At 44.7% G+C, this 14,453-nt stretch carries 9 protein-coding genes; 2 read left to right on the top strand and 7 right to left on the bottom strand.

The features are described 5' to 3' along the window. Nucleotides 1-1,037 precede the first annotated feature (1,037 nt). Entirely contained in the window at nucleotides 1,038-1,220 is a 183-nt protein-coding gene (locus tag GOL65_RS22650; RefSeq protein WP_456152047.1) for an IS1/IS1595 family N-terminal zinc-binding domain-containing protein, read from the top strand. 231 nt (nucleotides 1,221-1,451) lie between these two features. On the opposite strand, the gene GOL65_RS16835 is transcribed toward GOL65_RS22650, so the two are convergent. The 7 genes from GOL65_RS16835 to GOL65_RS16865 all read right to left on the bottom strand — a co-directional run bounded on the left by GOL65_RS16835 (nucleotide 1,452) and on the right by GOL65_RS16865 (nucleotide 13,020). After that, nucleotides 1,452-3,443: an O-linked N-acetylglucosamine transferase, SPINDLY family protein gene (locus GOL65_RS16835; protein WP_140918300.1), complete on the bottom strand. Its 1,992-nt coding sequence runs from the start codon at nucleotides 3,441-3,443 to the stop codon at nucleotides 1,452-1,454. A gap of 601 nt (nucleotides 3,444-4,044) precedes the next feature. Then, nucleotides 4,045-5,214, bottom strand: a complete 1,170-nt coding sequence (locus GOL65_RS16840) for an MFS transporter (RefSeq protein ID WP_140918299.1) — start codon at nucleotides 5,212-5,214, stop codon at nucleotides 4,045-4,047. 32 nt (nucleotides 5,215-5,246) lie between these two features. After that, a complete protein-coding gene (locus GOL65_RS16845) occupies nucleotides 5,247-6,518 on the bottom strand; it encodes a hypothetical protein (RefSeq protein ID WP_140918298.1) in 1,272 nt (423 codons plus the stop codon). A gap of 39 nt (nucleotides 6,519-6,557) precedes the next feature. Then, entirely contained in the window at nucleotides 6,558-7,742 is a 1,185-nt protein-coding gene (locus GOL65_RS16850) for an ROK family transcriptional regulator (RefSeq protein ID WP_140918297.1), read from the bottom strand. 211 nt (nucleotides 7,743-7,953) lie between these two features. Beyond that, nucleotides 7,954-9,204, bottom strand: coding sequence for a multidrug efflux MFS transporter MdtM (gene mdtM, locus GOL65_RS16855; protein WP_140918296.1), 1,251 nt, complete (start codon nucleotides 9,202-9,204; stop codon nucleotides 7,954-7,956). A 163-nt stretch (nucleotides 9,205-9,367) separates the two neighbouring features. Continuing rightward, on the bottom strand, nucleotides 9,368-10,477 hold the full coding sequence (locus GOL65_RS16860) for an acyltransferase family protein (RefSeq protein WP_140918295.1): 1,110 nt from the start codon (nucleotides 10,475-10,477) through the stop codon (nucleotides 9,368-9,370). Continuing rightward, a complete protein-coding gene (locus GOL65_RS16865) occupies nucleotides 10,474-13,020 on the bottom strand; it encodes a penicillin acylase family protein (protein ID WP_140918294.1) in 2,547 nt (848 codons plus the stop codon). The genes GOL65_RS16860 and GOL65_RS16865 overlap by 4 nt, the downstream gene beginning before the upstream one ends. Before the next feature lie 193 nt (nucleotides 13,021-13,213). Between GOL65_RS16865 and mltB the strand changes: the two genes are divergently transcribed. Then, nucleotides 13,214-14,323: a lytic murein transglycosylase B gene (gene mltB, locus GOL65_RS16870; protein WP_140918293.1), complete on the top strand. Its 1,110-nt coding sequence runs from the start codon at nucleotides 13,214-13,216 to the stop codon at nucleotides 14,321-14,323. Nucleotides 14,324-14,453 lie beyond the last annotated feature (130 nt).

Genomic DNA, 14,453 nt, shown 5'->3' on the forward strand with positions numbered 1-14,453 from the left:
CCGAAAAAAGATTCTCCTCAAATTTATCCATTGATGAAATTGCCCGTCAGTGTATGCATATCTCCACTCAACCATAGATTGAATCGAAATCGACCTGGTAGATGCCTTAAAGTTAGTTAAGTTGGTTTAAAAAAGAGAGACTCATGTAGCGTTAAGCCTGTTTCTATCGGCAATTTGCAGTAAGCGACATAACTTGCCATAAATTATATTTTATCACCTTTCAATTTATTGTAATTGGAAGCAAATAAATATTGTCTGTTTTTGATATTTCCCCTGAGCAGCCGATCTGGTTATTTCAGTATTTATGCTATGCATGCTGTTCCTCTGTTCCTGATTAATTATTTATTTAGTATTCATGTGATTAAATTATTTTTAAAATTTAAATGTATTTAATTAGTTATTAGTTATTAGTTATTAGTTATTAGTTATGCGTTACTAAATTATTTTTAACGTTGTTTTTTATCATTATTTAAAATAGAAAAATCTATTAGAAAAGTTTTATTAACTACGTATTAGACTAAATAACATTAATAATTTCAATTGAAGACAACGCTTTGGATTTAGTTATTGTTATTTTTATTTTCTTTGGAGTGTTGTGCTGGTTTTGTTATGTTGATTGATATTATTGTTTGTACTTTAATTTATTTGTCGCGTAAGAATTTATTATTTTAATTTTTTCATTTATTTTATGCTGACCCATTCTGAGGGAATGGAGATGATACTATCTATATACTTGTTTGTTCCCTTTGATAGTAGCTATAGAGAATAGCTATATTCATCTGCCATTAGGCAATGGCTAGCTTATTGATAATGCGTTTGATGCTATTGATTAAGTATATAAAAACACATATTTGAAATAAGACTTTAGCATGAAAATGAGCGGTGTTGATATGTAATCTTTGGTGGGAAATGGGTATGGAGAACCGTATTACCCGACAAGTATTGGTCAATTATCGATGTCGAAAACCAGTAAGTTTTTAGATGAGCAGGTATGTCCTGTTAATAAGAATGACAGACGGCTATCAGGAGAAAATGAAATGGTTATCAAAAATGTGCCTTGTTGCTACTGCTTACAAATACATTCAGTCAGAAAATATGGTAAGGCAAAATCGGGATATCAACGGTATATGTGCAGATCTTGTCAAAGAACTTTTCAGATAAAATATGTTTATTCAGCCTACAAAGATCGAGAGGAGAAATATACCAAAGCGGGTAAGTAAATCATCGATTTTTAAAACAAAAAATGGGCGGCGATATACGCTATCTATATGTTTAATTTGTGTTCAATGAAAACAATGAATGAACAGAAAATTGAAACTGTTGTCATTAAGAATCATAAGGTAAGAAAGTAGAACCAGTCATTTTTTGATGTCCCGATCGCTTTTGAGGATATCAAACGGAATGTCTTCTGCGCCCTCCATATCGAAGAGCGCATTTTCATTTTAAAAGTTCTATTGGCTTTGCAAAACAATCGGATCCCGTTTCGCATTGCCCTCACTATGCTGTTGCCAGATAGCCTGATACAACCGCTCTAAATCTCGGGTAAAGCGCTCAGTATCAAACAGTGGTGAAGTGGTGTGATTTGCCGCCAGTTTTTCTTTTAGCTGCTGAATGCGTGCCGGATCGTTAGCTAATGAGAGTGCTAACTGATAGTAATCCTCATCGGTTTCAGTGACTAACTCTGGTAATCCTATGGCGGTAAGCAAGCTTGCAGCGACTCGACTGGCGAATAGAGAACCAAGGCGGGTCACTAAGGGTACTCCTGCCCATAATGTGTCGCTGGCGGTGGTGTGTGATCCAACCGGGTAGGTGTCTAAGGCTAAATCTGCCAGCTGTAAACGACCTAGGTGCTGCTCTACGGGTAGGGTATCGGCGAAAATTATACGTTGCGGATCTATACCGTTTTTTACCGCTTCAGCACGTAGATTGTTCACAGGGATGGATGTGCTGGTAAGTAACCACAACACGCTGTTTGGTACGTTGTGCAGCAGTTTACACCAAAGGGCAAACGTCTCCGGTGTATACTTCATGATTTGGTTAAAACTACAGAAAACAAACGCATCTTCCGGTAAATTTTGCTCAGCACGGGTTGGGCGAGATCCAACTTTCTTTGTGTCATCATTAGGCTGATAACAGTGAGGCATTAATGCCAGCCTTTCACTAAAGTGTTCAGCGTGCTCGATCGGAGTTACTACCGGATCGCCAATAATGTAATCTGCCAGTCTAGGCTCACCTAATGACCCCGGATACCCTAACCAACTCACAATAACCGGTGCCGGGCGTAATGCCGTAATTTCCAGGCGGGTATTTTGCGTAAAGCCTTTTAAATCAACCAGAATATGTAAATTATCCTGAGCAATAGTTTTAGCGGCAGCACTGTCCGACATACTACTGAGGTCGATGACTTCAATATTCAACGCCCTTAACCGTTCAGTGTAAGAGTCTTTCCTTTGAGGGGAATAGGAATAAAGCCGAATAAAGAAATTATCCGTATTACGTTTCTCCAGAATGCCGGACATCAGGTGCATGGTAGCGTGATTATAGAAATCAGATGAGAGATATCCGATTCTTAATACGCTATCCGCGGGTAACGGAGCAGCCAGTGGCAGAGGAGGATGTTGTAATACCGCCTTTAGCTTAAATTGAGCAAACTTTTTTCCAATATCCCGGTGTTGAATTGGTGTTAACCCGGAGACATTTAATAGTGACCATGGCTCAAAAAAATTGAATTCGTTGCTGTTGGCTAAGCTGTGTAATGCAGTTTTGTCTAACTCTTCCAGATCATCCCAGTATGCACCACGGCGAGCGGCACGTTGTGCTGAACAGTAATTTCCAATCTTTTTGAACATATCAATAGCGGATTGAAACTCACCATCTTTCTCATACATCCCTGCCAGAATCGAGTAAGACTCAGCAAGGTTAGGATCAAACTCAATGGCTTTCAGTAGTACCTGTTTAGCTTTTTCTTCCTGATGGGTATCTCTGAGAACCAGGCCTAAATTTTTATAGGCTAAGGCATACTTAGGGGAGCTGGTGATAGCCTGATTGTAATAGTGCTCAGCTTTAACAAAATTCTTTTTGCCAAGTTCGATGTTACCAAGATTATTGGCTGCTTTGGCATGTCGTGGGTCCAGCTTTATAGCTTTAATAAAGGCCGTTTCAGCTTCGGCTTCTTTATTCAACTCCCGATAAACTAAACCAAGATTGAAATAGCATTCAGACGTTGGCTTAATAATGACCGCTTTGCGAATGAAGGTTTCTGCTTCGTTATGTCGATTAAGCAGATAGTAAACAATACCAAGTAAATGTACGGCATCGAAAAATCTTGGTGCCCGTTGTACTAACTGGCGCAGAATCCCCTCGGCTTTTAAGTATTCACTTTTGTTATATAGTGCGAGGGCTTCCTGATATTTTTGATTTAAAATTTGTGGATTACTCTTCATTGCCCCTCCTGGAGCTTTCGATATGAACAGCAGAATGGAATCTGTTTCATAACTTACGCGTCATACTTGAAGCGGTGTTGAAAATGATTGCTTAACTTAACGGAAGAAGCATTCGCCCTCAGTAAGTAATATCTTAGTTTACCAATAAAGGATGGGTTCGTCATTTTGATGAGCTAAAGAGGAAAGAATTTCAGCATAAAAAAGGACGAGATATTTCTCGTTTCTTTAGATTGATGACAAAGTCATATGTTTCAGTTTTATGTTTTAGCATAGCCAATCGGAGGGAGAGATTGCCGTTGGGGTCGACTTGGCGTAAGCCAACGACAAACAGGCAAAGCCTGTTTGAACAGCGCTTGCGCTGGCCCGAAGGGTGAAACACCGCTAGGTGTTTCATAACTGCCCCTAGGGAATCCAGGCCCGGAGCGCTCTTTAGCTAAGTACAGATGGTCTTCCGGCCGGGCACGAAGGTGATATGAGCAATATCGTTTTTACGGACGGAATATACACAATTAATGATTGATTAAGTTTGTTAGCAGTCTTAAGGGACAATATATTTCTCATCCCTTAAGACTTTCTTGATTATTTTACTATTATAATCCGACTATTTGGCGGCATTCGGCGCTTCTCTGACAAACCAGGAAAGCACCAAAAACACACAGACAAAGCCAATCAAGGTATTAAAGCCAAAGGCAATGCCATAAGTATCTGACAGCATACCCACCAGCCAACCAGCGAATGCGCCACCCAATCCTGATGCCACATAAATCAGCCCCAGCATACTGCCGCTTTTATCAGTCATACGGGTACCAATTGCTGAAGCGGTAGGGAACAGCACTGACATAGCAAAACCAAAGGCCATAAAGGCGTAGATCCACTCATATACCATCATGCGGCTGATAATCAGCGTTACCAGCGATAGGGCAGAGAATAGAATCAGGGTATTACGCTCTCCCAGACGCATATTAATAAAGCCGCCAATAAATCGTCCGACAGTAAATAGCACCGCGAAGCTGGCAATAACATAGGCACCTGTAGCAGTTTTCTCGGCTACGGTTGCGTTGGCGATATCCAGCGAGCTGTAAAAAATAGGGAAGAAGTTAAGGAAAGCCACTTCTGCCGCTACGTAAAACAGTAAGTAGACGATGACTAACATCAGGCGGGGATTGGTCAGAAGCTGCATGAAATCTTTAACGTTCATATCCATGCCGCCAGACTTTTCCAGTCGAAGCGTAGTCAGAACCAGCAATATCAATGCGACAATAACCGCCACAGCAATATAGAAAATTCGCCATGAAATGTTATGGCTGAACATCATATTCAGCACCAGTGGGGTGACAATCATGCCAACGCCAAACATGGCATTCGCCACGTTGAACATCATACCGGCACGTTCTTTATAAAAGGTTGGAATGACGGTAACGATAGACACCAACATTGAGCCAATACCCAGTCCGATAACCAGATAGAAGCCAAGAAATAGCATCACGGTAAATGCCATACTGGTGCCCACCAGGCCGATAGCCATACAGCTGGCACCAATGAACATCATAAAGCGCAGGCCTTTCTTATCGGTGAAGTAGCCGGTTAGCAGGCTGGCAATAAGAAAACCGTACTGAAAAGTAGAAATTAAGGTACCTATCTGTGACATGGTTAAACCAATGTCATGATGTACCTGTTCCAGAATGATGCCCTTGGTGTTTTGGATACCACCCAGTAGAAACATGGTGGTAAACAACAAAAAGAACACTTTCCATTTTTGTGAATTAGTCATGTTTTGTTCTCCCTGATGTCAGGATGAAAGTGTTAGCGTTTAGCTGATTGTTGACCGATGGCGGTAAACAGATCGTCGGTTGCCCATCCATAGCAGTAATACAGCAGGTCATCGCAGGCGCTGTTTTTAGCCGCTTTGACGGCTTCCAACAGGCCATCGGCATCGATATTCCACATCTGAATGCCGCTGAAAATCCAGGTGCCGGGTTGTGAGCGTTCACGAACGATATCGTTTTGCTGCTTAACGAAGGCGATAGGAAATCCATGTTGTTTAAACTGCTGATAGCTCAGGTCGTAAGGCAAATTGAATAACCGCAGGAAAGCGGAAAAAGCGGCTTCCTGTCTCTCTGGTGTTTTCGCCAGAAAATTAATCAGCCCCTGTACATCTGCGCCACCGCCCAGTTTGTGGTAAGGGAAATGTTTTAATGCCGGTGAGAGTTTAGTGAGCTGGGTGTAATCCTGACCTAGGATCCATGAGTAAGCTGGTGGCCACAGGTCAAGCCATAGCTTCAGCGAACCGTCGTGTTGATTGACATCGTGCAGCAGGTTTTTGACAAAATCACTGATGCTTTGTTGGCGGAACTGCTGCCAGCGTTTTAGCAGAGGGTCATTGAGCAAGTAATCCACCACTACGTCATACTCATGTTGTTTAAGCAGAATCACTAACTGACTAATAGTGAATATCAAATTATTGATATCGATATTCTGCTGCTGCATTTTTTTCCGGCAGTGTGGGCAAAAGCAGGTTAGCAGGCCACGAGGACTAACCGTTTTCCCTGCCCAGTCAGGAAAGCGAATACGGTCAATCAGATAGGTATCGTAACCGTAGGTTTTTTGCAGACTGTGGAAGGTTTTTTTCCACAGTTCAATCACGTCTGGCGCATTAGGGCACAGCCAGTGTTCAACCGGATCGCCCTGAAAATCAATCACCTGGTTATTTGCCAGATCGCCGGCAAAATCACCGTTAAGAATATTGACCCAAGGTATTACTTTCATCTCAGTGCCATCAGTGTGTTGTTTGATGATGGCTAACGGGTCCTGACCTGCCTGAATAGTCGGATCAACTCGCTGATGCAGTGCCCCCTGTTGGTAATCATTTAGTCTGGCGTGCAGGGTGCCGGTGCCCATCACTACCTGATGAACCGGATTATGGGGAAGATTACCCACCGGATAGGGGTTACGTTCAAATATGGTATTAACTTCCACAAACAGATGATCAACATCACCCATTTTTGCCAAACGGCTAATAATGTTATCCACGCCTTCATCAAGAATATCGTGAGGGTGGAGATGAATACCTGACATGGTGAAATCCTCGCTTGATAATCGTCTATTGAGCTGGCGCTAACTGAGCTGAGCATCAGACATAAATTGAATCGAGGGATAAACCTGATTCAATGCCAGTACGGCAATACCGTAAAGTGGAGCCTGAGTGCCCAGTTCGGATTGTTCTATCTGAATTAAGGTTTGTGAAAACGTATGTTGATTAATATGAGCCTGTATATAAGGCAAAAATTGTGGAGCCGACTGGGTTACGCCGCCGGTCAGAATGATTTTTTCCGGGTTAGCGATGGCAACAATATTCAGAATACCAATGGCTAAGTAGTCGGCCAATTCTCTGAACAGTGATTCCGCCAGAGGATCACCCTGTTGAGCCAGTTTGGATATTTCTTCAGCGCTCAATTCCTGCCCGCTGAGTTCCTGATAACGTTGGCTGATACCGGAACCGGAGGCATGGACTTCAAAGCAACCTTTATTACGCCAGTTATGTGAGAGGTGCTCCCGGCTAAACATCATATAACCGATCTCACCGGCGGCATTGTTAGCACCGCGAATGATTTTGCCATCCATTAATAACGCAGCACCTAACCCGGTACCGACGCCAATTAATGCGGCGCTATGAACTCTCTGGCATTTTCCACGCCACATTTCACCAATCAGGGCTGAACGGATATCGTTTTCCAGCACTACCGGTACCTTAAACACAGCGGAAACCTCATCAGCCAGCGGGATATTTTCCCATTCCGGCAGGTTTGGCGAACCTTCAAGGACGATACCGTGGTGGTAATCAACAATGCCTGGTGTGGCAATACCAATCACTTTTAGTTTATCGGCGCTAACAGCATGCTTATTGAGGAACTGGCGAATGGCGTGATTAAAGTGCTGTAAAAATTCAGCGCGAGTAGCCACCTTATAGGTTTCAGTTTGTGCCGTAGCCAGCAATTCGGCATTCAGGTTAAACAGAGACAGGGATATTTTGGTACCACCCAGATCGATACCAACGCCAACACCATGATTGGCATCAAAATTGACCATGACGCCTTTACGTCCGAGCCCACCTTCAGTCATCCCACTTTCATAGATGATCTTCTCATCCAGCAGCTCGGTAACAATTTCAGAAATAGTGGCTTTAGTGATACCGCTGATTTTTGCGATTTGCGCCCGGGATAGGGGAGTATGCTCGCGAATCACATTAAGCACTAAAGACTTATTCATCAGTCTCAGAGTATTCGGTACGTTAGGACTCATGTTAATCTCCAATTAGTTTTGAATCTAAACTAATTAAGTAAAAAAATAGGGTGAAACGTGTTTTTTTATAAAATAGACTCCAATATCACAGCTTGTAAAGTGTTTTGTCGATCTATTGGTTTGCTTTGTGAACTTTTGTGGCGTGCAGCACATTTTTGATGAGTGAGTGAAACTGCGGCACCTGTACCGCGTTTCACTTTTGGTGTTGGGTTTAGCTATTTTCGATATTAACGGCGAGCATGCGGTCGCGATCCTGAATACGCTTTAGTAGTTTCGCCAGACACCACACCACCAGAAACCCTGAGATAAGCGCCAGCAAATGAAAGGGGATTCTTCCACCCAGATTAAAATAGAGCCAGCGGGCCACTTCAATACAAGCGGCACAGGTACTGAGCACTACAATATTCAGCGATGCGGAAACCGTACCTTTGGGAAGATCGTTAGAGAAGAGGGTCAGGCGAAAAAGCGTTGGGAAAATAAGTCCAACACCAAATGCATACAGGCTGGTACCGAGAATAGACCATAGCCAGACATGTGGCATCAGCAAATTACCGGCGATAAGGGTGATAAGTCCTGCCAGCTGAAAGGGAATCGCGCGCCAGATAAATGCGGGTGAACTGGGGTCTTTGACAAATTTAGCCACGACAATATTTGCCAGAATAACTGCGCCAAATACCGGTACTTGCATCCAGGCAAACTCTGATGGAGTGAGACCTCCGTCATCTATCAGAATCACCGGAGAGACCGCTACCCAGCTCATCATTGGGATATAGCTTAATGAGATAGTCGTTACGCCGGTAAGAAAAATACGATTGCGAAAGACATTTTTGAAATCATTAACCACGGCAGTTGCACTAAACGGCTGGTCAGTTTTTTTGATGGTTTCCGGCATACTGAACAGCAATCCCAACCAAGCTATCAGTCCCATAACAGCAAGCATGCCAAATAGCACTTTCCAGTGAGTGAACTGCATCAGGGCGGCACCCACTAACGGGCCGATGATCGGTGCGATTAATACAATAGAGGTAATAATCGCCATCAGTTTAATGGCTTTTGTCTGACCAAAGGCCTCCTGAACGGTCACATAACCAACGGTTGCTATAAAGCAGATACTGGTGCCCTGAATAAAGCGTGCCAGTAAATATTGCTCCATTGACGTAGCAAACAGGGTAGCAAAACAGGCGAGAGTAAAAATAAGCGCACCCGTTATCAGTACCGGCCGACGGCCAATACGATCGGATAGTGGACCTAATAACCACTGCAAGGCCATACCGCCCGCCATATACAGACTAACCGAAGCTGGAGCTAAGTTAACATTAGCGTTGAAATTCCGTACTACATGAATGATACCGGGTTGAATCATATCGGTACTCAGGTAGGCGGTAAAATCATACAGAATCAGCGCCATGGGAAAGAATAGCGTGGTGCTATGGCGGGTAAAAAAACGAAATAATTGCGGCATAAAATATCGGCTCCTTCTCTTCCGGACGGGTTATTTTTATCTCTGTTTTTCCGGATACGGGGCGTTACTTTAACGTTCTGATACTAATTGTGCTTATCTCTGATTGCTATTTTCCAATGATACAGACAAATCTGCCGGGCAACTTTTTCTCATTTAGCTTTAATCAACATGACCGTTGAGGGAAAGGTTTTAGCTTCTCGATATATCGACCAATCACAAGCCCCACCAGCATAACGCCACAGGAGATAAACAACGTAGTAGTCAGCAATAGAAAGGAGTTTTGATAAATATAGGGTTGAACAATGCCATAGATAAACAGTAGCAAAGGGAAATGCAGAATATAAATTGTGTATGAACTTCTCGCCAACCGATAGCCCGGAAGGCGAATACGTATACGTTGAAAACTCATCAAATAGAACAGTAAGCCAAAACCCAGGCCGCACAGGGTACCGTACAGCGCCAATAGCAATTTTGGTTTATCTACATCGGCCGGTAACATAAATAACCCAATAGCAGCCAACAGAAGTAACACTAAGGTTATCAGCGAAAATATAGCGATTAAAACCCGGCCCTTAAGCTGAAATTGGTGGTTATGTAACAGTGCTGCGATGGCTCCGCCACACCAGATCAGGCTATACAGCAGAAAAGCATAATTCAGCAGGCTTAATGCCAGCAGTAACAGGATGGCAGCAAAGATCGCTATCCTGTTTTGCGGCCAAAGCATCAGGCCAAATAAAACATAAAACCAAACTTCAAATGGCAGCGACCAGAAGGAGAAGTTGCTGGCCGGTGTCTCAGTTAAAAAGCCATTCACAAACAGCAACACGCCGGTAAAGCTTTTGGCATCCAGCATCATTTTAGCCTGACTCATAGTATCGCTGATGACCGCCAGTTCACGACTGCCGGAGGCAAAAAACCAGGGAGAAATCAGATAGATTAATAGCAGCGCCCCACAACCAAAATAAAAAGGGGGAACAATGCGGTTTAAGCGGGAAAAAGCATAGCGCCTGATACTGAACTGATTATTTTGCTGAATGTTATAGCAGGCAGACTTACATATCAGGAAACCACTCAGGGCAAACAGTGACATCACCCAGGCATGAGCAAACAGATAGGCCGGTAGCATAATGGCCGGCCACACCGGATAGAGAAACAATAAATAGGCATGACAAAACAGTACCATAGCAGTGCTGAAACCACGCAGCATATCAAGCTGGTGAGAAACACTTTGCTCAATAGGAGTAAACCGCTGAAACAACGCCGTTAATGTCATGGAGCTTCAGGCACCGATAATGAGGTTTGTCCCGGCACAAAATTGACCGTTTTGGCACTGTACAGGCGCTGTTGACCCTCCTGACTGAAAGGCAGGTTTTGATACTCCCCCTTTAGCCAGTTATCAATATTATCAGCATAGTGTGGGCTGGCCGGATTAGCTGACTGACCCGCGTTATTCATTACCCAAACCGGATCGGGCTGGCTGAAATCTACAATCAAACGCATGGCAGGGATCAGCAGGGTATTAAAATCTTGTCCCATGGTGTAACTGGCAATATTGATAGTATTAATATTGCCCCCGGCAGGGTAAGGGCCCCGGTTCAGATAGCCATCGAGACGACCAATCATTTTTTGCTGCTCTTCCGGTAAGTAGGCCGCGATTTGAGATGAAAGGCTGTTCCACTTATAGCGATGTAGCTGCCCCCACTGCCAGCGGGAATAGTCGCTGCCAAGTTGTTGCTCTCCGTCTTGCATGGCAATAGCCAAAGCATGGGCTACAATCGCCGCTTTACCACTGCGGGCCGGATCTGCTTTTTGCCAGAACGGGCTGGCATTCGCTTTATTGTCATCCTGCCATAGTAAATGGTCAGCCTGAGCCGAATAGGATTTTGAGCTTTCAACAAAAGCATGCCAGGCCTGTGGATGACCGGTAAACTCATCGGCAAACAGCTGGTGGCTGAACGCTGATAAAAACAGATTATACAGTGCTGCTGCCGGGCTATTGGCATGTAGCTGACCGTCGAAATCCATCAGTCGGGATTGGGCCAGTTTCGCCTGCTGCTGTTCTGGTTCTGGCAGACGGGCGATGGCTACGCTGAGTGCAGGGTTGCTCAGATAAGCCTGCAGTTTGGCGACCATGGGATCTAACTGGTCATATTGCATTTGCTTCATGGTAGTGAGGTTATGCCGGGCGGTCGCATTCAGCATCGTCGATATGCGCTCGAAACGTTCCGGATGGGCCCAGGTTTGAGAAAAATTAACCGGATAACCTTTCTCAACGATACGGTTATTGGCGCTGGCTAACCAACTCTGTTTATTTTTCAGTGCTGATGGATAGCTTTTAGTTGGTGCGCTGCCTTGCCAGTCATATTTGCCATCCCAGCCCGGCGAAGGGAACAAACCCAGACCATTTTTGCGCAATGGATAGCTGCCGGTTAACTGCCAGCCAATTTGCTGCTTATCTGCCAGCAGCATATTCACCGAGATCACTTTAATCTGATTAGCTAATGCCATTGCCTGAGGCACTTGCCGTTGGTAGGGAATCGCCATCAGTGCATTAATACTGTTATCGTCATTTGTCGGCGAAAGAGTACTCAGCGCGATGCCATAACGGGATTCCACCTCCAGCGGCTGTAACAGATAGCTACGGCTTTTTAACGACTCATTAAGCAAAATACCGTGCTGAGTTTCATACATGTTTTCGGTCACATCAGGTAGCCCTTTAACATGGAAGACTTCCTGCGTTTGTTTTACCGGTAGCCATTTTCCCTGATACAGGTATTCAAAACCCTTACCAGCAGGGCGCATCTGTTCCAAAAACAGATCCTGATTGTCTGCCATCACCATGGTATAGCCCCAGGCGAGATTTGGGGTGGCTCCCAAAACAATTGCCGGAATTCCCGGAATAGCGGCTCCTGCCATTTGCCATTCAGGGGTTTCGATTTGGATCATGCTCCACAGGGAAGGCAACCCGATGGGCAAATGGGTATCATTTGCCAGCAGAGTTCCGCCATTTTGCGTCAGATCGGCTGTTATCGCCCAATTATTGGAAGCCATAATATCGTGAAGATGAATACTTTCCAGCGAACGGCTAACCAGTTTTAACTGGTCGGCTTCCTGCTGTAATGGCTGCAAATTAAGTCCCTGCAGTTTTTTTGCTTCACTGTGGGGAATGGGTTCATCAGGATAAACAGGAAACAACCAGGGCAGTCGCTCGGTGCCCAGCTGTTGGGCAACTATCAGGCTATCAATCTCTTCATGCAGGTTGCCTGCCAGACCAAAGTTAGCCAGAGACAAAATGAGAATCGCATCGGTGGCTTGCCATGCAGGGACCTGATAATCAGCGGCGGCTAAGTCCATCGGTAAACTATCCTGATGGGTATCCAACCACAGGTTTACGCCCTGAGCATAGGCTTGCAGATAGTGGCGGTTTTGGGCATTAGTTTGCTGGTAAAGCTTATCGGCGGCCTGACGAAAGCGCATTTTGCGCATAAAACTATCAATACTAAGGGCGCTTTCTCCCAGGTATTCGGATAATCGTCCTTCCGCCGTCAGACGCATTAAAACCATATGGTTAATACGTTCAGATGCATGGATATAGCCCCACACCAGATAAACATCATCCAGGTTCTGGCCCTTAATCAACGGAACGCCCATCTTGTTATAGCGTACGCTGACCGGCTCATGTAAACCTGCCAGCGTAACCTGACCATCTTTACGGGGAAGGGTATCGGAATAATAGAGATTGAGCAGACTGTGACAGCCGGTTAACAGCAATGAGCTGACGAGCAGACAATAGCGCAACGTTCCCTGTAATCTCATCTCTTACCCCATAAAATTTAAAACTCTTTGGCGATTATATCCGTTAGTGCTAATAAACCCAGCGATTCCTGACTGTTTTATCACCAGTTGATTCAAGGCTGTGCAACAGGTCTGGCATATTCCTGTTTGTTCACGGCAGATAATGCCTTACCATAGTCGCCATTCTTTTTCTGTCTGGTCATATGGATATTTGATGCGTTATTTGGCTGCTCTTTTACCTTTAGTTTTGTTGCTTTCTGCCTGTAGCAGCAAGCCTAAGTCTACCTCTCCTGTTATTGCACCGGTACCCGGAACAACACAGCTTCCAAGTGTATATACCGTAAGGGGCGGTTTTCAGCTTGAAGCTGAACATGCTAACCATTTGGCCGACGGCGATTTTGCCTATAATCCGGCTACATCTCGTTTTATTGACAAGATGGTGCAGGTACACGATTTTGACCGTCAGCAACTACAAAGCGTCTTAGGCCAGACCAAACGACTGGATTACGTCATCAAATTGATGGACAAACAGGCACCGTCTACTACGGTAAGCACCGGTAAACCATCAGGACCAAACGGCTCATGGATTCGCTATCGTAGTAAGTTCATTACGCCGGACAACGTACAAAACGGCGTTGTTTTCTGGAATCAATATGAAGGTGCGCTGCAACGCGCGTGGCAGCAATATGGTGTTCCACCAGAAATCATCGTTGGTATTATCGGGGTAGAGACCCGCAGGGGTCGTGTGATGGGTAAAACTCGCATCATTGATGCGCTGGCAACCCTGTCTTTCGACTATCCGCGTCGCTCTGAGTATTTTACCGGCGAGCTGGAAACTTTCCTGCTAATGGCGCGTAAAGAAGGTAACGATCCACTCTCTTTACGTGGTTCTTATGCTGGCGCTATGGGATATGGTCAATTTATGCCATCTTCATTTAAGGACTATGCGGTAGATTTTAATGGCAACGGTCATGTCAATCTGTGGGATCCGGAAGACGCTATTGGTAGCGTAGCCCATTATTTCCAGGCACATGGCTGGAAGAGAAATGCATTGATTGCTGTACCTGGCGTAGGTGAAGCCCCTTCACTGAAGCACGGTTTTAACACTGTGTATCCGCTTTCCACGCTAGCTGCCGCAGGACTAAGACCACAACGCTCTCTTGGCGGCTATCAGGAAGCCAGTCTGCTACGTTTTGATATGGGCACCAACTATGAATACTGGTACGGTTTACCCAACTTCTACACCATCACTCGCTATAACCATAGTACCCACTATGCGATGGCGGTATGGCAGTTAGGTGAAGCGGTTAAACGAGCCAGGTAATTATTTATTGTTGGGCGTAGGGGAACGCGGTTGTGCTCCTCTACGGCTAACAAATTAGTATCGGTGGATATTCCGGCCGTAATAGCAATAAACTAATATCGCCATATTGCTCGGCCGGAAGACCATCAGT

Origin of the sequence: Limnobaculum xujianqingii, assembly GCF_013394855.1 — a bacterium.
Classification (GTDB): Bacteria; Pseudomonadota; Gammaproteobacteria; order Enterobacterales; family Enterobacteriaceae; genus Limnobaculum; species Limnobaculum xujianqingii.

What these genes read in the sequence shown, in the direction of transcription:
- GOL65_RS22650 (WP_456152047.1), top strand. Translation starts at nt 1,038, where the DNA reads ATGGTTATCAAAAATGTGCCTTGTTGCTACTGCTTACAAATACATTCA.
- GOL65_RS16835 (WP_140918300.1), bottom strand. Translation starts at nt 3,443, where the DNA reads ATGAAGAGTAATCCACAAATTTTAAATCAAAAATATCAGGAAGCCCTC.
- GOL65_RS16840 (WP_140918299.1), bottom strand. Translation starts at nt 5,214, where the DNA reads ATGACTAATTCACAAAAATGGAAAGTGTTCTTTTTGTTGTTTACCACC.
- GOL65_RS16845 (WP_140918298.1), bottom strand. Translation starts at nt 6,518, where the DNA reads ATGTCAGGTATTCATCTCCACCCTCACGATATTCTTGATGAAGGCGTG.
- GOL65_RS16850 (WP_140918297.1), bottom strand. Translation starts at nt 7,742, where the DNA reads ATGAGTCCTAACGTACCGAATACTCTGAGACTGATGAATAAGTCTTTA.
- mdtM (WP_140918296.1), bottom strand. Translation starts at nt 9,204, where the DNA reads ATGCCGCAATTATTTCGTTTTTTTACCCGCCATAGCACCACGCTATTC.
- GOL65_RS16860 (WP_140918295.1), bottom strand. Translation starts at nt 10,477, where the DNA reads ATGACATTAACGGCGTTGTTTCAGCGGTTTACTCCTATTGAGCAAAGT.
- GOL65_RS16865 (WP_140918294.1), bottom strand. Translation starts at nt 13,020, where the DNA reads ATGAGATTACAGGGAACGTTGCGCTATTGTCTGCTCGTCAGCTCATTG.
- mltB (WP_140918293.1), top strand. Translation starts at nt 13,214, where the DNA reads ATGCGTTATTTGGCTGCTCTTTTACCTTTAGTTTTGTTGCTTTCTGCC.